Below are 22118 nucleotides of genomic sequence, written 5' to 3'. Positions count from 1 at the left end.
GACCCGCGCAATGCTCAGGTCAATGGAAAATCCACATACTTCTTGAACCCGGAGCGCGTCGTGAGACGCGAGTACCAGCGCTCCAGACTCGGCAGCGGTGGCCGCTGCAAACCGTCGAGACCGAACCAGCGCTTCGCGTATGCGCCGATCACGATATCGGCGAGCGTGAACTTGTCGCCTTCGAGAAAGAAGCGGCCCTGCAGATGCGTGTCGAGCAGGCGCCACAGCACGGTGACCGCCTTCACGTCGGCGGCGAGTTTCGCCGCGTCGCGCTGGGCTTCGGGCGTGCGCACGAGCGTCCAGAACACGGGGCGTTCCAACGGCTGCAGCGTCGACAGCGACCAGTCCAGCCAGCGGTCGATGCTCGCGCGCAGTTTCGGCTCGGCCGGATACAGCACGCTCGATTCGCCGTATTGCATCGCCAGATAGCGCAGGATCGAGTTGGATTCCCATAGCACGAAGTCGTCGTCGACCAGCGTCGGAATCTTGCCGGTCGGGTTCATCGCGAGGTAGTCGGGTTCGTTGTTGCGGCCGAATTGCAAGCCCGCGTCGATGCGGTCGAACGGCAGCACGAGTTCGTCGCAGCACCACAAAACTTTCTGGACGTTGACTGAATTGGCACGTCCCCAGATCGTAATCATCCGGTAAATCCTTTTCTCTTACGGTTGGCAAGCCGCGCCTCGCGCGGCGTTCAACCAGTAACGATACACGATGCGCGCACCTTTGCGCGACGTACGAAAGGCGCCGTCCGCGCGCCGCGGGACTAGGTCTCGCGCTCGCCGCGCTTGCCGCGCGAGCTCGCGCGCCGCCGCGCCAGAGCGTCCCTGCGTTGCGTACAATGACCGCACCACGAATGGCGCACTGAGCCGACGCGTACGGATTTACGCATCCAAACCCACTAAGGCACCGCATGGCCCGCATTGTTCCCGACGACTGGAAAAGCCTCGAAGCGACCGGCGCGGCGGCGCGCGAACGGGAAACCCTCGCGCTGCTCGAAACAGCACTGCCCGCCGACTACACCGTGTACCACGGCGTGCATTGGACGCGCCTGAACCAGAACTTCTCGGTGTTCGGCGAGGCCGACTTCGTGATCGTGAGTCCCGCTGGGCGCGTGATGATCATCGAGCAGAAGACCGGCTTTCTGCGCGAAACGCCGAAGGGGCTCGTCAAGGTGTATCTGCAGACCGAGCGCAACGTCGCGATCGCGCTCGCGCATACGATCGAGGGCCTGCACCGGCGTTTTACCGCGGCGTTCGGCGCCGGCACGTATTTCATCGAGGAATTGCTGTACTGTCCCGATCACATCGTCAAGGATGCGGCCATCGCCGGGGTGAATCCCGCGCGCATCGTCGACGCGACGCGCCGCGAGCGGCTCGCGGCGATCATTCGCGAAGCACTGCCGGCCGACGAACCGCGGCTTCCCTGCGCGTCGAAAATTCATCACTTCCTCGCCGACGAACTCGCGTTGGCATCCGACACCAGCGCGCTCGTCGGGCAGGCGGGCACGCTCGTCACGCGCCTTTCGGGCGGACTTGCGACATGGGCCCGGCGGCTCGAGTTCGCGCCGTTCCGGTTGCGCGTGGTCGGCACGGCGGGCTCCGGCAAGACGCAACTCGCGGTGCAGGTGATGAAGGACGCGGTCGCGCGCGGCGAGCGGCCGTTGTACGTCTGCTTCAACCGGCCGCTCGCCGATCACATCGCGCGAGTTGCGCCGCCGGAGGCGAAGGTCGCGAACTATCACCAGCTGTGCGACTGGATCGCGCGCGATGCGGGCCGCGCGCCCGATTTCCAGTCCGCGCAGGTGTTCGATCAACTCGAGGCCGGATTCGCCGACACACCGATCGAACCGCAGTGGCAGTTCGACGTGCTGATCGTCGACGAAGGACAGGATTTCCAGCAGTCATGGATTGCCGCGCTCGAGCGGCTGCTGCGGCCGGGCGGCGCGTGGTGGTGGCTCGAAGACCCACTGCAGAATCTGTACATGCGCGAGCCGGTGTCGTTACCCGGCTGGGCCACGCTGAAGGAAACCACCAATTACCGCAGTCCGCGTGACATCCTCGACTATCTGCGCGACGTGATGGGCTCGTCGGTGCCGCTCGCCGCGTCGCTCGCGTCGGGCAGTCCGTTCGACGGCTCCGAGGTTTCGGTGTCGGTCTACGACGAAGCGCAGGCCGTCGAAAGCAGTATCGACGCGACCAAGCGCGCGATCACCCACGCGCTCGCGCTCGGCTTTCGCAAGCAGGACATCGTAGTGCTGTCGTTTCGCGGCCGCGAGGGCTCGGCGATGAGCGGGCTCGACCATCTCGGACCGCATCGGCTGCGCAGTTTCACTGGCAAATACGATCTGTTCGGCAACCCGGAGTATCGCGAAGGCGACGTGCTGTTCGAGTCGATCTACCGTTTCAAGGGGCAGGCGGCGCCGTGCGTGATCTTCACCGAGATCGACTTCGACGCGTTCGACGAGCGCGTCGCGCGCAAGCTGTTCGTCGGCGCGACGCGCGCGACGATGAAGCTGATCGTCGTCGCGTCGCAGCGGGCCGCACGGCATTTGCAGTTGCGCGAGGGGAAGGACAAGTAGCGGCGGCGTTCGGGCGCTGTGTTGCGCTGCCGCACCCACCCGGAACGTTGCGCTCAGCTCCACGCCCTGGCGCTCACCAGCATCCCCGTGCGCGTTAGCGCATCCCACCAGATCACGCGCAGCAACGGCGCCTGCTGCGCGATCAGCAGCGCCTGCACCGGATCGCTTTCGACAAAGTGCGTGACGCCCGCGCGCAGCGCCGCGCTCGCTTTGTGCGCAGCCGCGCCGGCGGGGCTGTCGTCGTGCAGGCCGGGCGCGCGCATCACCAGTTGCATGTGAGCGAAGCCGTGTCGCGCGAGCCACGCTTCGGTGCGCGCGCGATCCATCTCCGGGCGGCCCGTGATGATCGTACGCACGTGCCGCAGGTCGATGCCGGGCAGCACCTCGAACGGCAGCAGCGCGTCGCGTTCGGCGAGCGCGGCGGCGAGGTCCTCGTCGTAGCGCGCAAGCGGTACGTCGGGCAGCAGGATGCCGTCGAGGTCGATCGCATACGCCGCGTATTCGTGGTCGTCGGCCATCGCGGGCGCGGCGCCGGCTTCGACGCGCGCCCAGTCGTCGCGGTAGCGCTCGGTGTACGCCTGGCGCTCCCACGGGAAGAGCGCGAAGTAGCCGCGCGCATCGATCGCGTAGTCGGGCTGCGCGCGGCTCAGTTCATCGACCGCGGCGGTCAGCGTTTTGACTTCGAGTCCGTGGGCCTGCAGAAACCCGATGCAATCGACGAGCGTAAATCCGCGTCCGGCGATGTCCTCGCACAACAGCACTTTCGAGCCCGCGGGCGGGATCGGCAGTGTCGAATCCCATGCGACCGCGCGGGTCTGGCGGTCGTAGCGCAGAAACGCGACCGGCGCGCCGATCGCGTGCGACACCATCAGCGCGAGCGGCGCGCCGCCGCGCAGAATCCCGAGCGCCATCGTGAAACGCTCGGCGAGCAACGCGGGTTGCAGCGATTCGATCCAGTGATCGAGCTGTTCGTAGGTCAGAGGCAGGACCGGCTTGTTCATGACTATCGAGGCGCCGCGTGGCGCAATGGAAGGCGATGGTCCGCGGGGAACTGCGCGCTGACGCACTGACGCAATGGCGCGACAGCGCGGGTCCCCCGTTTTTGAGTCAGCGCATTTTGGCGATATTATGCATGCGGGTCAAAGGTCGCGTGTCGGGGTGGCACGCGTTTGACGGCACGGCAAGGCGGAACACTTCGCGTGGCATGAGATCGTCTGACCGTGGCGCTGACCGCGGTCTGGCGGATCAACGAAAACGGATAAAAAAAGCAAATGGCCAACCTGATTGCATCGCCGCGCAATGCGGCCGGCGGAACTGGCGTGCCCTGGCGAATCCGCTGGCTGACGGCGCTGGCGGGACTGATCGTCGGGGTGGCGGTCTGTTGTGCGCACGCGCAGCCGGGCGCACAAGGGTCGACGGCGCTGTCGCTCGACGTGCAGGGCAAGATCGCCAACACTAACGACGCCGCGCATCGCACCTATCATTTCAGCGAGGCCCAACTGCTCGCGCTGCCCGTGCATACGATCACGACCTCGACCACCTGGACGCCGCGCTCGACCTTCGCCGGCCCCAGGCTCGCCGACATCCTGAAGGCCGTCGGCGCGCACGGCACCGAAGTCGAGCTCCACACGTTCGACGACTACACCTACACCGTGCCGGTATCGGACTGCGACCGCTACGGCGTGATCGTCGCGTACAGCATGAACGGCCAGCGCCTGAAACTCAGCGACTTAGGGCCGCTGTTTCTGATTTATCCGCGCGACGCTTTCCCCGATGAACTGACTGGCGCGCTCGGCGACTCGAAATTCGTATGGCAGATCAAGACCCTCATCGTCAAATAGCGCGCCGTCCGTGGCGGCGCGTGCTGTACGTGCTGATCTGGCTGACGGCGCTCGCGGCGCCCGCCGGCGCGATCGGCTATCTGCTGTATGCGAACCTGTTGAACCCGCGCGCGACCCAGCAGTTGACCGGCACCTACGACGGTTTCTACTGGGACGCCGCGCAACTGCAGATCGCGTACGCGCGCTTCGAGAACCAGCTGCTGCTGTATCAATCCGGTAGCGACGACGACTATCAGCGGGTGCTGCTGCGCTTCCAGCTGCTGCAATCGAAGCTGCGTGTGATGGCCGGCTCGACGCAGCGGCTCTCCGCGCAGCTCGCTCTGTTGCAACGTCAGCTCGACGAAATCAAGATGCTCGAGAACGTGCTCGACGAGATCCAGCCCGAGGTCGACGTACTGCCGCGCGACCGCGCCCGCGCCGCGCGAATCGACGCGCAGTTGCGCCAGCATTGGAGCGAGGTCAACGATCTCGCGCTGTCCCGTCGTTTCGCCGATGTCGCCGACCGCGAGGCGATGAACCGCGATTTCATCGACAAGCGCCGCATCCTGTTCGCCGGCGGTCTGGTGCTGCTGTTGCTGTCGGCGGCGGCGACGCTCCTGCTCGTGCTCAACGGCCGGCGCCGCACCCGGCTCATGCGCCAGCAGCGCGCGGCGCTGGAAGCCGAGCATCAGGCGAGCCGCGCGGCGCGCGAGGCGAGTCTCGCGAAGGATGCGTTTCTCGGCATGATCAGCCATGAGTTGCGCACGCCGTTGCATGCGATCGTGTCGTCGGTGGAACTGCTCGGCTTCAACTATCACACGGAGGCCGACCGCAAGGTGATCCAGCGGCTCGAAACCGCGGCACGCCACCTTGAAGCGCAGATGAAGGACCTGACCGACTACGCACGCCTCGGCGCCGGCAAGCTCGAACTGCGACATCAGCATTTCGAGCCGCGCGAGCTGCTGGCGTCGATCGTCGATGAACACACGATGTCCGCCAGGTCGCGCGGGCTCAGGCTCGAAAGCGAGGCGAGCGGCGCGAGCGGGCTCGTCGAGTCGGACCCGCACCGGATCCGGCAGATCGTCAACAACCTCGTCACCAACGCGATCCGCTACACCGAGACCGGTACGGTGCGCGTCGAACTGCGGCAGCAGCCGGCGCTGCTGATTTTCGTCGTCAGCGATACGGGGCCGGGCGTGCCGTCCGCGCAGATCCCGCTGATCTTCGAGGAATTCACGCAGCTCGACGCGTCGCGCACGCGCCGCTTCGAAGGCGCGGGCATGGGACTCACGATCGTGCAGGGGCTCGTCAAGCTGTTCGGCGGCACGGTCGACGTCGCCAGCACGGTGGGCCAAGGCACCAGCTTCACGGTGACGATTCCGGTCGTGCCGGTCGCGACCGTCGAGCCGGTCGACGTCGAGGAGCAAGCCGGGCCGGACGACGCGCGGCCGTGCGTGCTGATCGTCGACGACAACCGGCTGATCCGCGAGTCGCTCAGCGAAATGGTTGCGCACATGGGCTACGATTCGCTCGCGCTCGGCAATGCCAACGACGCGCTCGCGTGGCTCGATACACACCGCTGCGAAGTGGTGCTGCTCGATCTGCACATGCCGGAGCGCGACGGCTACACGTTTCTCGAAGACTTCGCGGCGCTTGGCGGACCTTCGGCGGGCGTGCCCGTGATCGTGGTCAGCGCGTACGCGCCGGAGGTCATGCGGGATGGCGAAAATGGCGCGACTGGCGCACCGTCGGTGTTCGAGGCGCTGTTAAAGCCAGTCCATTACGAGGATCTGAAGCACGCGCTGCAGCGGGCGCTGGCGGCGCGGCATCAGGTGTGAGGGCGGCGCTGCCGCGCACGGGGCGCGCGTCGGCGCGCGCGGTTCAGGGCCGATTCAGCCGCTTCGACAGATCGGCGACGAGGATCGCCATGCGCGCGGGCTTCTCGTAGCAGGCGACGTCGTAGTCGCGGATGACTTCGCTGATCTCCGATTCGCTGGCCTTGCCGGTCAGCAGTTCGCCGGTCAGCACGAAGATCGGCGCGTCTGGGTTCTCCGACGCGCGCACCGCGCGAATCGCGGCCGCCGAGGTCTGCGAGCCGAACAGCCAGTCGATGATCACGCCGTCGAACACCTGGGTCTGCAACTGCTCGCCGAAGGCCGCGAGCCCATAGATCGCGACCGCCGTGAAGCCGCTGCGCTCCAGATAGTCGCGCAGGTTGTCGGCGCTCGCGCAATCGTCGTCGACGACCGCGATGGCAGGCTTGTCGGCTTCGGCGCGGCGCGGATAGATCTCGATCTTGTGGACTTCGTACGCGCTCTGATACAGCGCGCCATCGTGTCGTGCGACGCGCCATTGACCGAGCCGCGAATAGGCGACGAACTCCGGTCGGCTACCCGGCTCGAGCGCTGCGCCGACCCACGCGGTGCAGGCGATTTCGGTCGCGCCGATGCAGAACACCGCCTCCTGGGCGATCGCGCCGACGACCCCCGGATCGAGCGACTGCGCGCCGAACAGCTGCGCCGCGGGTTCGTCGAAGACCTCGGCGACTTTCTTGATCTGCGACAGCGTCCACGGACTATTGCCGCGCAGTTTGCGGTGCCCCTGAGAAAAACTCAGATCGAGGATGCGGCATAGCTCAGTGGTCTGCTGGCGCTTGCCGATTCCATGCCGGCTCATCAACTCGCGCACGCGCTCGGCAACCGCGATGGAGTCGGGTGAGTGTGTTTCGTTGGCCATGCTGCGTGAAAATCCGCCGGGTTAAAAGGTACAGGTTAAGCGCGGTCGACAGGCGCAAGCCGACCCTGCGCATGCAATGCGCATGAATCGGCCACGCGGGGACAGCAAATGTACCGTAAAAAAATTCACAGTTTATGATTTTGTCAGACAGTCCGCCGAGGCTGCTGATGCTAGCGACGCAACGGCCGCCCGGTGACTTTCGATGCATTGAGCATCAAAAAGCATTCTACCGGTGAAACGATGACGAAACCGTAGGGAATCCACGAATGAGTATTCAGTAAGACGGCGGATCCGGCCGCTTGCCGCAATACCCGGCAGGTTCGCGCCTTGGGGAAATGCAGGCGATAAGCTCATTAAGAAGCCTGTCCGGAAGTCGGGTTTGCACCAGCGCGCGCGTTCCGCGTTCAGCTTGCCGGCATCGTGTCGAGCCGGGTCGCCGAGTTTTGAAGTCCTTTGAAAATCCGCTCGGCAACCTTGTCCGGAAAGCGCTCGGGCAACTCCGCCGACACCCGTTCGATCACGCCGGGCGTTTGCTCGATCAGCCGCTGGATCAGCGGCTCGGCGTCGGCGCCGTACGAGCACTTCAACGCCATCGCGTTGAAGTGACGCCGCTGCACGTCGCGAAACGCATCGTGCTTGCTGCGCGACCACAGACCCATCGCAAGCCGCGCCTTGTACCACGACCACTGGTTCGGGCCATTGCCTTCGACCGGCCAGATCGACATCACGTCGTAGAGCGGCGTCAGACGATACTGGCCACCCGCGAGCAGGCGGATGCTGAAGTTCTTCGCGTGGCCGTCCGGCGCGGCCAGCATCCAGAACAGGATCTGGCTCGCGAGCAGGGTCTCGAGGTCCTGCCGCGCGTCGACCGATTGCTGCAGAATCCGCGCGAGGTCGAGCACGCCGGGGCCGCCTTCGTTTTCGTACTTGAGATGCGACGGCACGCCGTACACCTGGCAGAAATCTTCCTGCGGCAGACGCAGCAGCCAGGTGCCGCCCGAATGCATCTGCCGGTCGAAGCGTTCGACGGCGAGCACGCGCTGCTTGCCGAACCGGAGCACCTCGGCATTCGCGACCGGCAGGCCGAACGCGCGCAGAATCCGCAGACACAGCCACTCGTTTTCGACCGACGTGCTGAGATCGGCAAGCCGGTTGCCGACCAGCCCGAGCGGCAGTTTGAAGATATGGGTGGTCGGCGTCGCGCCGTGCGGGCGCTGCCATTGACCGTCGTGCCGCAGCAGCGCGGTTTTCTCCTGCGCGCCGGCGAGCGAGATGCGGAAGTCGTCGAGTTCGTCGGGCGCGCCGAGCGTCGGTTTGCCGACCGTTTGCGCTAGCAGCGCCTCGATGTCGTCGTCGCCGAGCGGCGTGCCCTCGATGCGCTGGACCCCGGCCGGCGCGTCGTTTTCGCCGAGCAACTGGACCGCGCCGACGCAGTCGCGGCCGATGGCCTGCAGCAGATCGAACGCATCGAGCGTTTCCGTCCGGTAGCGCTGCCCGATGCGTTTGCGGATGACGTCGCTGTCGGGCAGCAGGTTGTCGAAGTAGTTGAGCACCCGCGGCCCTTTGTGTGTCATGTTGCCGGGCATGAACGGCAGCGACAGCGACAGTGGACGACCCGCGGGCGACGCGATCCATGCGGCGTCGTAGGCGAACTCCATCGGGCCGCGTGCGGGCAGCCGCCAGAGCCCGACGCGCTCGCCGTTGGCCCATACCGACAATGCCTTCGAAGTGGTTTGCCGGGCCATCTCACCACTCGACGTTCGGCGCCGGCGCGGGGCTCGGCTGATTTTTGTCACGCAACTGCAGTTGCAACTCGTAGGCGCCGCACAGCGCCAGCAGCTGGGTGAGCGTGAGTCCGCTCGCATCGGTTTCGAGCGCGGATATGCGGCTTTGGCTCACGCCGACGCGCGCGGCGGCCTCGGTCTGGGTAAGGCCGGCCTGGCGGCGGCTGGCCGCCAGTAGCTGCGCGAGCTGGTCCGGCGTGGCGATCAGATGGAGCATGGCGGATTATCTGCGAGACGAATAAATGCAATTTATTCGTTACGCGAATATTTGTCAAATATCTGCGTGACGGATAATCGACGAATATTTGTGTGACGCATAATCGGGGTTTTCGCGGAAGCCGGCCGCGTCGTCGCGGCTGCGGGCAGCAGCGGTGCCGAGCTCGCGCGGCATTGCGGACAAGGGCGCCCACTGCGAAGATGACGCCCACGTCTCCAACCCGCCCAACCAATGACCACGACTTACCCGCTGCACTCGACCTTCACGCCCGCCGACCAACCGTTTCCCACCCACGCCGACGCCGTGATCGCCGGTGCCGGCATCATGGGCTGCGCGGCCGCTTATTACCTGGCGCGGCGCGGCCTGTCGGTGGTGGTGCTCGACAAGTCGCGGATCGCCGGGCAACAGTCGTCGCGCGCGTGGGGCTTCGTGCGTCAGCAGGGGCGCGAAGCCGCCGAGGTGCCGCTGATGATGGCGAGCATTCCATTGTGGACAGAACTCGAGCGTGAGCTGAATTTCGATCTCGAATGGCGCCAGGGCGGTTGCCTGTATGTCGCCACCGACGACGCAGACTGGACGTCGTTCCAGCAATGGATCGAGGTCGCGCGTCAGTATGGCCTCGACACCCGCACCCTCGATCGCGGCCAGATCGACACCGTCGTGACCGGCATGCAGGGCCCCGCGCTCGGCGGCCTGTACACGCCGAGCGATGGTCAGGCCGAGCCGCGCCGCGTCGCCGCGGCCTTCGCGGCACGCGCGAGCGAAGCCGGCGCGCTGTTCTTCGAGGGCTGCGGCGTGCTCGGCGTCGAACGCGCGGGCGGCGCGATCGCTGGTGTGGTCACCGAGCGCGGCACGATTCGCACGTCGCGTTTCATCTGCGCGGCCGGCGCGAGCAGTTGGCGGCTGCTCAGGACGCTCGGTCTCGAGCTGCCGCAGCAGGCCGTGCGCGGTACCTGCATGCGCACCAATCCGCTACCGCCGATCACGGCGTCGACGTTCTGGGGTCACGGCCTCGGCATCCGGCAGCGCGCGAACGGCGCAATCAATCTCGCCGACGACATGCAGGTCGACGTCGACATGACGCTCGGCCATTTCCGCGCGCTCAAATGGTTTTTGCCCGAACTGTGGACGCAACGCGAGAAGTTCAGCTTCCATTTGAACGGCGCCTGTCTGCGCGATCTGCGCGAACGTCTGCCGGGCGGCGTGGCGGACGCCGAACGCGTGCTTGATCCGCGCGACCCCCATCCGCAGCCGAACGCGAGCCACGCGCCGCGCGCGCTGAACAAGCTGCGCGCGCTGTTTCCGGCGTTACGCGACGCCCAGGTGGTCGAGGCGTGGGCCGGACTCATCGACGCGTTGCCCGACGGCATTCCGGTGATCGATGCGCCGTCGCAGGTGCCGGGCCTGACGATCGCGACCGGCTTCTGCGGTCATGGTTTCGCGATGGGGCCGATCGTCGGCAAGCTGCTGGCTGAACTCAACGATGGCGGCGAGGCGTCGCTCGATCTGTCGGCGTTCCGTTTGCAGCGTTTCTTCGACGGCACGATGAAGCGGCCGCGCAGCATGCTGTAACCCCGCGCAACCTGATTCAATCCAACTCAACCGACCGATGCCACTGATGACCGAACCCGTTCTCCGCCACGCCGACGTCCCGTACTACACGCAATGGGGCAGCCCCGAGTGGGTGCGCGACATTGTCGAACAGCAGCGCGACCCGTGCGAAGACCCGCACTGGCAGCGCAGCGGTTTCGCCGACCCCGAGCGCTATCGTTTCTGGGCGCAACGCCTGTGCGGGCTGACGTGCCTCGAATCGGCGCTCGACTATTGGGGCATCGATCACGCGCCGCGCGCCGCCTTGCTCGAAGAGGCGCTGCGGCACGGCGTGTACCGGCTGCGCGACGATGGCGGCGTCGACGGTCTGATCTACCGGCCGTTCGCCGACTGGGCGGGCGCCGCGTTCGGCCTCGATATCGACGTGCTGCCGCAGGCGTCGCTCGAGGAGATCGCGGCGCGGCTCGACGCCGATACGTTCGCGATCGTGTCGGTGAGCCCTGAGATCCGCTATCCGGAGCGGCCGAACCAGCAGCGAGGCGGTCATCTGATCCTGCTGCACGGCCGCGATCGCGACGGCGTATGGTTTCACAACCCGTCGGGCGTCGCGCCGCATCAGGCCGACGTGTACCTGCCGTTCGCGACGATGTCGCGCTTCTATGCGGGGCGGGGGATGACGCTCGGCCGCGGCACGAGCTAGCTGGCGCGCTGGGCATTGCGCGGAGTTTAAGATTGGGCAAGCTGGCGCGCATCGGGCGTTGAGGGCCGGGTCTGCTTCCTGCTGCGGCTGCTTCTTCGATCTTCGAACTATCGGATCTCCCATGAATCGAGCCTTCCGTCTGCTTGCCGCCAGTTTTGTCGTGCTCGACGTCGTCGCCGCAGCGAATGTCGCGAATGCCGCGACTCACGACGAACAGGCCCATGCGTGCCGCCACGATGCGTTCCATTTCTGCGCCGCGGAGATTCCGAACAGGGCGAAGATCATCGCTTGCATGGAGCGACACCTGAACGAACTGAGCCCCGCGTGTCGGGCGATGTTCGGCAACGGCCAGAACGGCGACAAGAGCAACGGCAAGAACGGCGACAAAAACCGCGACCAGAACGGCGGGCAGTAGACCGCCACTCGACTGGTCATTTTCTTTGCGCTCGGTTACGGTGACGCCATGCCCACTCCATCCAGCAATGGACCGTCCCGCCCATGACTCGCCCGAGCACGCAGATTTTCGACGCCGCCGCAACCGCGCGACTGATGCCTTACGCAGCGCTTGTCGACGCGTTGAGGCGCGCAAGCATCGACTATGCGCAACAACGCATCGTGAGCCCCGAGCGGCTCGTGGTGCCGCTGAACGCCGGCGGCATCATGCTGTCGATGCCCGCCACCGCCCCCGATCTCGCGATCCACAAACTCGTCAACGTGTGCGCGAGCAACCGCGCGCGCGATCTGCCGACGATTCACGGTCAGGTCATGGCGTTCGATGCCGATACCGGCGAGACGCTGTTCGTGCTCGACGGTCCGACCGTGACGGGCCGCCGGACCGCGGCGATGTCGATGCTCGGCATCGCGACGTTCACCGCGCGCACGCCGCGCGAATTCCTGCTGATCGGCACCGGCACGCAGGCGCTCAATCATCTGGAAGCGATCGGCGAACTGTTTCCCGACGCGCGCGTGTGGGTCAAGGGCAGTGCGCCCGCGCGCGCCGATGCGTTCTGCATGGCGCAGCGCGGCAAGGTCCGGGAGCTACGGCCGCTCGCGGAAGCGGGCGCGACGATTCCCGCTTCGGTCGACGTCGTGATCACGTTGACCACGAGCAAACAGCCGGTCTACGACGAGACGGCGCACGCCGCCCGGCTCGTGATCGGCGTCGGCGCCTTCACGCCGCAGATGGTCGAGATCGGCGCCACGACGATCGCCGGCAGTGCGCTGTTCGTCGACGATTCGGCCGGCGCAAAGCACGAAGCGGGCGATTTCATCCAGGCCGGCGTCGACTGGGCGCGGGTTGGCGGGATCGCCGCGGTGCTCGATCAGACGCAGCCCGTGCCGACGGGGCCGGTGGTCTTCAAGAGCGTCGGTTGCGCGGCGTGGGATCTGGCCGCGTGCCGGGTCGCGCGCGACGCGCTGGCGCGCGGCTGATCGTCAGCGGCCCAAGTGGCACAAAAATCGCCCAAATATCCAGAAAAAACAGCCGTCTGGCGCGCAAGCCTGGAAACTTGCGCTAACCTGCGGCAGATGTTGCCGTGCAAACTATCTCAAAACGTTGCACCATAGATGTTTGCCGGAAAAAGCGCCATAGCGGACGTGAGCCGTAACCGTCCGCCCGCCGCCGATTCCTGATCGACGCCTTCCCCCTAGACGCTGCGACCGTGCCATGACGACCCAACAAGCTCCCGCCACACCCGACCTGCCGCTCGACATGATCATCTTCGGCGGCACCGGCGACCTGTCGTTCCGCAAGCTGCTGCCTGCGCTGTATATGGCGCATCTGCACTGCAACCTGCCACCGGAAACCCGCATTCTGACGATCGGCCGCAAGCCCTGGTCGCGCGATGAATACATCAGCGAATTCATGGAGCAGAAGGCGAAGCCGTTCATCGACAAGAAGGCGTTCGACGCGTCCGCGTGGGACAAATTCCTCGCGATTTTCGAATACGTGCGGATGGACGTCGATGCGCCCGAGGACTACCTGCGCCTGAAAGAAGCGTCGCGCGACGGCGTGCACCGCGTGTTCTATCTGGCGACGTCGCCGGATCTGTTCACCCATATCTGCGACAACCTGTCGTCGGCAGGGCTCGTCGACGCCAATTCGCGCGTCGTGCTCGAAAAGCCGCTCGGCCACGATCTCGCGTCCGCGCAGGAGATCAACAACGCGGTCGGCAAGCATTTCCAGGAAGCGCAGATCTATCGGATCGACCACTACCTCGGCAAGGAAACCGTGCAGAACCTGATGGTGCTGCGCTTCGGCAATCCGATTTTCGGGCCGCTGTGGCAGGCGCCGTACATCAAAAGCGTGCAGATCACGGTGGCCGAAACGGTCGGCGTGGGCAGCCGCGCGGGGTTCTACGACAAGACCGGCGCGCTGCGCGACATGGTGCAGAACCACCTGCTGCAACTGCTGTGCATCGTCGCGATGGAGCCGCCGGTGTCGCTCGATCCCGACGCGGTGCGCGACGAAAAGCTGAAGGTGCTGCGCTCGCTGCGGCCGATGACGTCCGAGGACATCGCGCGCGACACGGTGCGCGGCCAGTACACGGCGGGGGCGGTCGATGGCGAGGCGGTCAAGGGCTACCTCGAGGAAGACAACGTGCCGGCCGGCAGCCGCGCCGAAACCTTCGTCGCATTGCGCGCGCGGATCAACAACTGGCGCTGGGCCAACGTGCCGTTCTTTCTGCGCACCGGCAAGCGGATGCAGAAGAAGCTGTCGGAGATCGTCATCGAATTCTCCGATCTGCCGTTCTCGATCATCCCGAGCGGTGGGCGCACGTACGGCAATCGTCTGGTGATCCAGTTGCAGCCCGAGGAGTCGATCCAGTTGCAGGTGCTCGCGAAAGAGCCGGGCAGCGGCATGCACATGCTGCCGGTGAGCCTGAACCTCGACCTGCAGCAGGCGTTCACCGAGCGTCGCGCGGAAGCCTATGAGCGACTGCTGATCGACGTGATCCGCGGACGTCTGACGCACTTCATGCGCCGCGACGAATTGGAAGCGGCATGGGCGTGGGCCGAGCCGATTCTCGACGGCTGGGCGAAGTCGGGCGAGCGGCCGCGCTCGTATTCGGCCGGCACGTTCGGACCGGCGGCATCGACCGCGCTGATGACGCGGGAGAACGCCGTGTGGGCGGAAGAATCGCAGTAACGGGCTTTTGACAGCGCGCCATTCGAGGCGGCTCGTGACGTTGCAGTAGCGTTGCGAGCCGCTTTTGCTTGCGCTGTCGTTTGCGCGTCGATCATTCGTCAGCCGTATGGGTTGCGCGTGTGATGGTTTCCTTGTCGGCGTGACCCGGCGGCATTCCGAAAGAGGCATCGATGAGGCGAATTCTCGTGGCATTGATCTGGGCGGCAAGCGTGGCGACCATGCTCAACCTCACGGCTTGCGCCAGCAACGGTCCCGATGCCCGGAACGATCCGCCGAAGGTGATCATCGACAGCGACTACAACACGCTCGGCGACGACGGCCAACTCGGCGTGATGGCCGCTCAATTGCAGGCGATGGGTTCGCTGAACGTGCTTGGCATTACCGTGGTGTCGGGCAATCAATGGCTGGAGCAGGGCGTTGCCGATGCGCTGAAGTCGGTCGAGCGGCTCGGCGTCGAACAGCAGATCGGCGTCTATGCGGGCGCCAATTACGCGCTGTCGCACGACTTCAAAACGATCCAGCGGGAACTGAAGGAATATCCCGGCGGCGACGGCTACATTGGCGCATGGAGCAAGCCCGAGCCGAAATCAGCTAGCGACCTCGTCGCGCCGCCGGACGGCTTCGCGACGCACACGAAGGTGCGGAGCCAGAGCGCGATCGACTTCATCGTCGAATCAGTGAAGCGTTATCCGGGCGAGGTGACGATCCTCGCGATCGGCCCGCTGACCAACATCGCGCTGGCCACGCGCGAGCATCCCGAGATCGTGCCGCTGATCAAGCAGATCATTTACATGGGCGGTGCGATCGACGTACCCGGCAATACCACGCGTACCGCCGAATTCAACTGGTGGTTCGATCCCGAAGCGGCAAAAGCGGTGCTGCGTCTGCCGATCAAACAGACGGTGATTCCGCTCGACGTCACGGATACCGTGAAAATGGACAAGGCGCTATACGATCGCATTGCGCACGATCCGGCGAAGCAGACCATCATCACGCAACTGTTCAAAACGCTGAACGGCTACGGATACGACGGCAAGAACGGCTTCGAGACCAATCCGAACTACACGACGAACCTCTGGGACACGCTGACGCTCGCATATCTGATGCATCCGTCGTTCGCGACGCAGACCGTCGAGGAGTGGGTGGATGTGGATACGGGCTTCGGCGCCAACGATGGCAAGGCAACGGGCTATACGAGTTCGCCGCCGCCGGGTTTGCAGAAGATGACGGTCGTCAAACGATTCGATAATCAGGCGTTTTTCAATTTCTATGTCGATCTGTTGACGCGGCCGGTGCCGGTGCGGCCTGTGGACAAATGAACGCGCGAGCGCCGCGCGACCGCACCCGCTTTACGCGGGATGCAGGCCACGCAGCAGCTGATGCACGCGCGACAGATCCTGTTCGACGTGTCCGGCCTTCTCGAACAGCTCCGCGAGCCAATCGACGAACGCGCGCACGCGCGGCGACACGCGGCGATTCTTCACATAGGCGACCGAGACCGGCATCGGCACCGGTTTCCATTGCGGCAGCACTTCTTGCAGCAAGCCCGAATCGAGGTACGGCTGCGCGGCGATGCGGGCGGGCTGGATCATGCCGAGCCCTTGCAGACCGCAGGTCAGGTATGCCTGTTCGTCGCTGACTTGCACGAAGCCGTTGAGCTTGACCTTGCGCGCTTCGCCGTCCACTTCGAAATCGAAGTCGCATTCGCGGCCGCTATGCGGCGACACGCAGTTGACCGCGACGTGCGCGCGCAGCTCGTCGAGATCGGTCGGCGTGCCGTGGCGGGCCAGATAGGCTGGGCTCGCGCAGGTGACCTGATCGAGCGTGCCGAGTGTCCGCGCGACCAGATTGGAATCGGGCAATTCGCCGAGCTGGATGCTGCAGTCGATTGCTTCGGAGACCATATCGACGCTGCGGTTGCTGACACCGATCGCGAGATCGAGGTTCGGGTAGAGGGAGTGGAACTCGTCCAGCGATGGGAGGACGATTGCACTTGCTACCGCGCTTGGCATTTCGATGCGCAGGCGGCCGGTCAGGTTATCGATCGAATTGCGGATGCTGGCTTCCATTTCGTCGATGTCGGCCAGGATTTGCGCACAGCGTTCGTAATAGGCTGCGCCTTCCGGGGTGATGCTCAGGCGGCGCGTCGTGCGGACTAATAGCGCTGTGCCCAGCAGGGCTTCCAGGTTCTGGACGATCGTCGTTGCCGTTGCGCGTGGGATGTTCAATGACTCCGCTGCGCGGGTGAAGCTGTTGGTGTCCACAATTCGGATGAATGTGCGCATTGCAGTTATTCTGTCGATCACTGGGATGCTCCAAATGGGTTTCTTTTTTTTGCCTGTGGCGATTTTTTTTTCTGTTGTTCTGATGGTGTTGGCCTTTCCTTGTTGTCTTATCGGTCTATTAGCGTTGCCCCTATGCGGGGCGGCACCTACTTTCTTTGCTGCTGCAAAGAAAGTAGGCAAAGAAGACAGCTCAAACCGCTAACTTTTAAGCGGGTCCCTCGGTCCACATGAGGTAGTGGTGCATCTGGAATCCGTGCCTCCGCACACTCCGCGGCAGTGACAAAGCCGTCATCCATCCCACTCCGCACTACGTGCGTCGCGGACGGGGATGCAAGGGAAACCAGCTGTATTGTTCTTCGTTAGCGGGGCCATCGGCTTCGCCTCGGCGACGCGCCGAAACGACCAATGGTTTTGACCGGGGTATCGGCGCGCGCAGCGCCGCTGGAGGTATGACTGCTTTGTCACTGCCGTGGAATGTGCAAGAACACAGATTCCAGATGCACCACTACCTTATGCAGACCGGGGGACCCGCTTAAGAGTTAGCGGTTTGAGCTGTCTTCTTTGCCTACTTTCTTTGCAGCAGCAAAGAAAGTAGGTGCCGCCCCGCACAGGGGCAACGCTAATAGACCGATAAGACAACAAGGAAAGGCCAACACCCTAAGAACCGCGAAAAAGAGCGAAGGCAAAAAAAAACACAAACAACAAGCAGAACCCCGCGCCGCAGGCGCAAAAACAGCACCCGCCGCGCGGCACAAACCAGCGGCTATCACTTCCGCATGGAATCCATATCAATCACGAACCGATACTTCACATCACTCTTGAGCATGCGCTCATAAGCCTCATTAATCTTCTGCATCGGAATCATTTCAATATCAGAAGTAATGCCATGCTCACCGCAGAAATCCAGCATCTCCTGCGTCTCGGCAATGCCTCCAATCAACGAACCAGCAAGGCGCCGCCGCTTAAAAATCAGATTGAACACCTGCGGCGACGGATGATCGTGCTCTGGAGCACCGACCAGGGTCATCGTCGCATCCCGCTTGAGCAGATTCAAAAACGGATTCAGATCATGCTGCGCAGCCACGGTATTGAGAATGAAATCGAAGCTATTCACATGCGCTTCCATCTCCTGCGGATTCTTCGACACCACGACTTCATGCGCGCCGAGCCGCTTCGCATCCTCGATCTTCGACGGCGACGTCGTAAACAGCACGACATGCGCGCCCATCGCCCGGGCCAGCTTCACGCCCATATGGCCGAGTCCACCGAGGCCGACGATCCCGACCTTCTTGCCCGGGCCCACGCCCCACGTGCGCAGCGGCGAATACGTGGTGATGCCCGCACACAGCAGCGGCGCGACACCCGCAGGGTCGAGATTCTGCGGCACGCGCAGCGTAAAGGCCTCGTCGACGACCAGTTGCGTCGAATAACCGCCATACGTGAGCTGTCCGTCGACGCGATCGACACCGTTGTACGTGCCCACCCAACCGTTCTCGCAATACTGCTCGAGACCTTCCGCGCAGCTCGCGCAGGTGCGGCACGAATCGACCAGACAGCCGACCGCGACCAGCTCGCCAACCTTGTACTTCGTCACGTTCGGACCGACCGCGCTCACGCGGCCCACGATCTCGTGGCCCGGCACGACCGGGTAGATCGTGTTCTTCCATTCGTTGCGCGCCTGATGCAGGTCGGAATGGCACACACCGCAGTACAGCACTTCCATCTGCACGTCATGGGCGCGCGGGGCGCGGCGCTGGATTTCGAACGGGGCGAGCGGCGCGGTGGCGTCGGTCGCTGCATAGGCATACGTCGTGCTCATGGGTAGCTCCAGCAAAGAGGGTGATGGCGCAACCTGCGACGCGCCGGCGATGCGCAGCACAGGGTTGCGGATGCGGCGGGCCGCAGCATGAACCGGGATCGGGGCGCGAGCGTGGGTCGCCGCTATTGGCAAGCTGTCGGCGCGTCGCGGTCGATGACCGTGCACGCTGCGCGTCGAAAAAGGCGATCCGGTAGGGTTCCCATCTTAGGAGCCCGACCCCACTCGGGGAATACCTGATTGTCTTGAAGATTTGCCTAAAACTCCGGAGGGGCAGCGCGATAGGCTGTTTGATGCTAAATTTCAAGCATTATTCTCTTGGCCGTCACCATATCGTCATGTCCACTCAAGCTGTCGGTTCCGTTACGGAAGATCCCGCGCAACGCCGCGTGCGCGAACTGTTCGATCTGCTCGCGCCGAATGCCGGCATGACGCGCTCGAGCCTCGAAGGCGTCAGCCTGCTGCGTGCGAATCGCCCCATGCCGCGCATGCCGGTCATGTATGAGCCGAGCATCGTGATCGTCTGTCAGGGACGCAAGCGCGGCTATCTCGGCGATCAGGTGTTCCAGTACGACGCGCAGCAATACCTGGTGCTGTCGGTGCCGTTGCCGTTCGAATGTGAGACCGAGGCGAGCGAAGAGGAACCGTTTCTCGGCATGTCGGTGCGCGTCGATCTGACGATGGTCGCCGAGCTGCTGATGGCGCTCAACGAGACCCAGGGCCTCGCGCAGTACGAACCGGCCGGCATGTATTCGACGCCGCTCGATGCCCCACTGTGCAACGCGGTGCAGCGCCTGATGGAAGCGCTCGCGTCGCCGCTCGACGCGCAAATCCTGGCGCCCGGCATCGTGCGTGAAATCTGCTATCGCGTGCTGACCGGCGAGCAGGGCGGCGCGATTCGCGCGGCGCTCACGCATCAGAATCATTTCGGCCGCATCGCCAAGGCGCTGCGGCGCATTCATGCGGACTATCACGGGGCGCTCGATGTCGATACGCTGGCGGCCGAAGCCGGCATGAGCCTCGCGGTGTTTCATGCGCAGTTCAAGGCGGTCACCGCAACTTCGCCGATGCAGTACGTGAAGACCACGCGTCTGCATCACGCGCGTCTGTTGATGGTGCAGGATGGTTTGAATGCGGGCGCGGCCGCGGCGCGCGTCGGTTACGAAAGCGCGTCGCAGTTCAGCCGCGAGTTCAAGCGGCTGTTCGGCCTGAGTCCCGTCGACGAAGTCAAGCGCATGCGCGCCGCTCACGATGCGCCGCCGCCGCCGCGCGTGCAGAAGCCAGTGCCGCGTTATGTGACCGCGGTCTAGAGCCCGCTGAACCAGTTATAGCCCTGATCTTCCCAGTAGCCGCCCGGGTTCGTGTTGGTCACGAAGATCGCCGCGATGTGCTTCGGGTTCTTGAAACCGAGCTTGGTCGGCACGCGCAGCTTCAGCGGATAGCCATATTTGGGCGGCAGCGGCGCGTTGCGGAAATCGAGGGTCAATTGGGTTTGCGGATGCAGCGCGCTCGCCATGTCGAGGCTCGAGTAGTAGCGGTCCGCGCATTTGAAACCCACGTAGCGAGCGCTCAGATCGGCGCCGATCAGTTCGAGAAACGTGCGAAACGGCACGCCGCTCCATTGTCCGATCGCGCTCCATCCTTCGATGCACACGTGACGCGTGATCTGCGAGATCTGTGGCAATCTGCGCAGCTGTTCGAGACTCCAGCTGCGTTTATCCGCGACCAGCCCCGACACTTCGAGCCGATAGGACGAGCCGTCGATATCGGGCGCGTCGAACTCGGGATAGAACGCGTTGAATGGAAATGGATCGGTGATGTCGCGCGCCGAATAGGTCGGCGCGAGTTTGTTGCGATTGAACAGCCAGGCCTGCACGCGATCGTTCCAGCGCGACATCGCCCAGAGCACCTTGTCGACGGAATCGTTGTCCTGCAGATTGCAGCCGGACAGCATCGCGAGCGCGCCGATCGATAGCGACGAGCGCAAAAATAAACGGCGTTGCAACTGCTCGATCTGCGGCCGATGGTCGGCAAGCACGATACGTGAGCGGCGCGCGTTTTCTGCAATGGCGTGCGTATCGTTCGCCGTGTCGGTTCGTTGCGGGGCGCTCATGCGCGAGTCCTCTGGGCAGCTTGATCGATGCGATGCGCGCCGCGCCGGGCGCGTCCGGTGAACATCGGCGGCAACGTGCGCGGCACCAGCAACACCAGCAGCAGATGCACGACGACGAAGCCGACCACGCCGGCCATCGCGACGAAATGCACCCGCCGCGCGAAATCGAAGCCGCCGAACAGCGCGGTCAGCCACGAGAATTGCACCGGCTTCCAGATCGACAGCCCCGATGCGACGAGCAGCACGCCGAGCAGCAGCACCAGCAGATACAGCGCGCGCTGCACGGCGTTGTATTTGCCGCTCTCGTGCGGCAGTTTGAGACGCAGCGCGAGCGCCGCATCGCGCGCCACGTCGCGGGCCCGTACCGGCAGCAGCTGGCGGCGCAAATGGCCGCTCGCCAGGCCATGCGCGAGATACAGCAGCCCGTTCGCGCACAGCAGCCACATCGCCGCGAAGTGCCAGGCGATCGAGCCGCCGAGCCATCCGCCCACCGTCGCCCACACGGGAAACCGGAACGCAAAGATCGGCGACGCGTTATAGATCGCCCAGCCGCTCATCACCATGCAGACCATCGCTAACGCATTGATCCAGTGCGTCACGCGAACGACGAGAGAATGAACGACCGGAGATGCTTGCGATTCGGGCATTGGCTTGAAAGACGGGATGGAGGAAGGCGAACGACTTGCCGCATTACATCGGCGGCGTCACGCCGTGCTCGCCGGCCGAAATGAAATTTGCCGCCATCGAGCCATCCGTGTCCTTGTGCGCAAACAGCACGACCTTCGTGCCGGGCGTGAGCAGCGCGCGGCTGCCCGGCTCCAGACTGACGATGGGCACGTCCTGCGGAATCACGATCTTCTTCTCGCCATCCTTGTACTTGACGGTAATCGTGCGGCCGTTGCTGACCACGAGCGAGCCGACCGTGCCGTTCGTCATCGTGCTGTTCGCGCCGAGATCCCACGGCCGATGGCCTTCGCCCGAACCGCGCATGCTCGGCGGGAACACGTGCACTTCGAGCGCCTTCAGCGTGCCGTCGGACTGCGGAATCGCGGCGGTGCCGACGTAGCTGTCCGGCTTGATGTCGGTGACGTTGGCGAGCGTGACGCCGCGAATAGGCGTGTCGGCGGCGAGTTTCACGTCGACGTCCTGGCCGTCGCGCGTGTGGACTTTGAGCAGATCGCCCGACAGCGACGTCACGGTGCCGCGCACGCCGGTCGGCGCGGCGTTCTGGGCGGAAGCCGCGAAGGTCGTCGCGAACAGCGCGGCGGCGAGTGCGGGGACGGCGAGGGCGCGCAGCGTTCGTGCGCGGACGATCTTCATGCGGGTCTTCATGTGGCAACTCCAGGGAGGGGATGCGGCGTGGTGAACGA

Annotated in this window: 20 protein-coding genes; 10 read left to right on the top strand and 10 right to left on the bottom strand. The window is 64.6% G+C overall.

Going from position 1 to position 22118, the window contains the following annotated elements; all coding sequences use genetic code 11:
* Positions 1 to 14: 14 nt before the first annotated feature.
* Positions 15 to 641 carry a glutathione S-transferase family protein gene (locus L0U84_RS28905; protein WP_233855244.1) on the bottom strand — a complete coding sequence of 209 codons (627 nt, stop codon included), beginning with the start codon at positions 639 to 641 and terminating at the stop codon, positions 15 to 17.
* 269 nt (positions 642 to 910) lie between these two features.
* On the opposite strand from L0U84_RS28905, the gene L0U84_RS28900 reads away from it, so the two are divergent.
* Positions 911 to 2578, top strand: a complete 1668-nt coding sequence (locus L0U84_RS28900) for an ATP-binding domain-containing protein (protein ID WP_233855242.1) — start codon at positions 911 to 913, stop codon at positions 2576 to 2578.
* A gap of 53 nt (positions 2579 to 2631) precedes the next feature.
* On the opposite strand, the gene L0U84_RS28895 is transcribed toward L0U84_RS28900, so the two are convergent.
* Positions 2632 to 3579, bottom strand: coding sequence for a phosphoribosyltransferase (locus L0U84_RS28895; protein ID WP_233855240.1), 948 nt, complete (start codon positions 3577 to 3579; stop codon positions 2632 to 2634).
* Between the two features lie 270 nt (positions 3580 to 3849).
* Here L0U84_RS28895 and L0U84_RS28890 point away from each other — a divergent pair, with 270 nt between their 5' ends.
* Complete coding sequence (locus L0U84_RS28890) at positions 3850 to 4419, top strand: molybdopterin-dependent oxidoreductase (RefSeq protein WP_233855237.1); 570 nt, start codon at positions 3850 to 3852, stop codon at positions 4417 to 4419.
* Positions 4389 to 6236, top strand: a complete 1848-nt coding sequence (locus L0U84_RS28885; RefSeq protein WP_233855235.1) for an ATP-binding response regulator — start codon at positions 4389 to 4391, stop codon at positions 6234 to 6236. The genes L0U84_RS28890 and L0U84_RS28885 overlap by 31 nt, the downstream gene beginning before the upstream one ends.
* 43 nt (positions 6237 to 6279) lie before the next feature.
* Here the strand turns inward: L0U84_RS28885 and L0U84_RS28880 are convergent, their stop codons facing one another.
* The 3 genes from L0U84_RS28880 to L0U84_RS28870 form a co-directional block, all read right to left on the bottom strand.
* The gene (locus L0U84_RS28880) at positions 6280 to 7134 is read right to left on the bottom strand and encodes a helix-turn-helix domain-containing protein (RefSeq protein ID WP_233855233.1); all 855 of its coding nucleotides are present in this window, start codon (positions 7132 to 7134) and stop codon (positions 6280 to 6282) included.
* A 404-nt stretch (positions 7135 to 7538) separates the two neighbouring features.
* Positions 7539 to 8879 carry a type II toxin-antitoxin system HipA family toxin gene (locus tag L0U84_RS28875; RefSeq protein ID WP_233855231.1) on the bottom strand — a complete coding sequence of 447 codons (1341 nt, stop codon included), beginning with the start codon at positions 8877 to 8879 and terminating at the stop codon, positions 7539 to 7541.
* A 1-nt stretch (position 8880) separates the two neighbouring features.
* Positions 8881 to 9135 (bottom strand): helix-turn-helix domain-containing protein, encoded by a 255-nt coding sequence (locus L0U84_RS28870; protein WP_233855229.1) that lies wholly within the window; start codon positions 9133 to 9135, stop codon positions 8881 to 8883.
* 231 nt (positions 9136 to 9366) lie between these two features.
* Between L0U84_RS28870 and L0U84_RS28865 the strand changes: the two genes are divergently transcribed.
* The 6 genes from L0U84_RS28865 (at position 9367) to L0U84_RS28840 (ending at position 15853) form a co-directional block, all read left to right on the top strand.
* On the top strand, positions 9367 to 10707 hold the full coding sequence (locus L0U84_RS28865) for an NAD(P)/FAD-dependent oxidoreductase (RefSeq protein ID WP_233855227.1): 1341 nt from the start codon (positions 9367 to 9369) through the stop codon (positions 10705 to 10707).
* Positions 10708 to 10753: 46 nt separating this feature from the next.
* Positions 10754 to 11386, top strand: coding sequence for a C39 family peptidase (locus L0U84_RS28860; protein WP_233855225.1), 633 nt, complete (start codon positions 10754 to 10756; stop codon positions 11384 to 11386).
* 121 nt (positions 11387 to 11507) lie between these two features.
* Positions 11508 to 11801 carry a hypothetical protein gene (locus L0U84_RS28855; RefSeq protein ID WP_233855223.1) on the top strand — a complete coding sequence of 98 codons (294 nt, stop codon included), beginning with the start codon at positions 11508 to 11510 and terminating at the stop codon, positions 11799 to 11801.
* A gap of 83 nt (positions 11802 to 11884) precedes the next feature.
* Positions 11885 to 12817 carry a bifunctional Delta(1)-pyrroline-2-carboxylate/Delta(1)-piperideine-2-carboxylate reductase gene (gene lhpI / locus L0U84_RS28850; RefSeq protein ID WP_233855221.1) on the top strand — a complete coding sequence of 311 codons (933 nt, stop codon included), beginning with the start codon at positions 11885 to 11887 and terminating at the stop codon, positions 12815 to 12817.
* A gap of 235 nt (positions 12818 to 13052) precedes the next feature.
* Positions 13053 to 14534: a glucose-6-phosphate dehydrogenase gene (zwf, locus tag L0U84_RS28845; protein ID WP_233855213.1), complete on the top strand. Its 1482-nt coding sequence runs from the start codon at positions 13053 to 13055 to the stop codon at positions 14532 to 14534.
* Positions 14535 to 14704: 170 nt separating this feature from the next.
* On the top strand, positions 14705 to 15853 hold the full coding sequence (locus tag L0U84_RS28840; RefSeq protein WP_233855211.1) for a nucleoside hydrolase: 1149 nt from the start codon (positions 14705 to 14707) through the stop codon (positions 15851 to 15853).
* 30 nt (positions 15854 to 15883) lie between these two features.
* On the opposite strand, the gene L0U84_RS28835 is transcribed toward L0U84_RS28840, so the two are convergent.
* Together L0U84_RS28835 and L0U84_RS28830 are read right to left on the bottom strand one after the other, a co-directional pair.
* Positions 15884 to 16840 (bottom strand): LysR family transcriptional regulator, encoded by a 957-nt coding sequence (locus L0U84_RS28835; protein WP_233856858.1) that lies wholly within the window; start codon positions 16838 to 16840, stop codon positions 15884 to 15886.
* 745 nt (positions 16841 to 17585) lie between these two features.
* The gene (locus L0U84_RS28830; protein WP_233855209.1) at positions 17586 to 18638 is read right to left on the bottom strand and encodes an NAD(P)-dependent alcohol dehydrogenase; all 1053 of its coding nucleotides are present in this window, start codon (positions 18636 to 18638) and stop codon (positions 17586 to 17588) included.
* A gap of 335 nt (positions 18639 to 18973) precedes the next feature.
* On the opposite strand from L0U84_RS28830, the gene L0U84_RS28825 reads away from it, so the two are divergent.
* The gene (locus tag L0U84_RS28825) at positions 18974 to 19945 is read left to right on the top strand and encodes an AraC family transcriptional regulator (RefSeq protein WP_233855200.1); all 972 of its coding nucleotides are present in this window, start codon (positions 18974 to 18976) and stop codon (positions 19943 to 19945) included.
* On the opposite strand, the gene L0U84_RS28820 is transcribed toward L0U84_RS28825, so the two are convergent.
* The 3 genes from L0U84_RS28820 to L0U84_RS28810 are packed head-to-tail and all read right to left on the bottom strand — an operon-like array spanning position 19942 to position 22080.
* On the bottom strand, positions 19942 to 20748 hold the full coding sequence (locus L0U84_RS28820) for a molybdopterin-dependent oxidoreductase (protein ID WP_233855198.1): 807 nt from the start codon (positions 20746 to 20748) through the stop codon (positions 19942 to 19944). The two genes, L0U84_RS28825 and L0U84_RS28820, sit on opposite strands and share 4 nt — an antisense overlap.
* Positions 20745 to 21395 carry a cytochrome b/b6 domain-containing protein gene (locus L0U84_RS28815; RefSeq protein ID WP_233855196.1) on the bottom strand — a complete coding sequence of 217 codons (651 nt, stop codon included), beginning with the start codon at positions 21393 to 21395 and terminating at the stop codon, positions 20745 to 20747. The genes L0U84_RS28820 and L0U84_RS28815 overlap by 4 nt, the downstream gene beginning before the upstream one ends.
* Before the next feature lie 43 nt (positions 21396 to 21438).
* Positions 21439 to 22080 carry a DUF5666 domain-containing protein gene (locus tag L0U84_RS28810; RefSeq protein WP_233855194.1) on the bottom strand — a complete coding sequence of 214 codons (642 nt, stop codon included), beginning with the start codon at positions 22078 to 22080 and terminating at the stop codon, positions 21439 to 21441.
* Positions 22081 to 22118 lie beyond the last annotated feature (38 nt).

This window comes from Paraburkholderia sp. HD33-4 (assembly GCF_021390635.1).
GTDB lineage: Bacteria > Pseudomonadota > Gammaproteobacteria > Burkholderiales > Burkholderiaceae > Paraburkholderia.
This window is presented reverse-complemented; position numbering and strand designations above follow the sequence as displayed.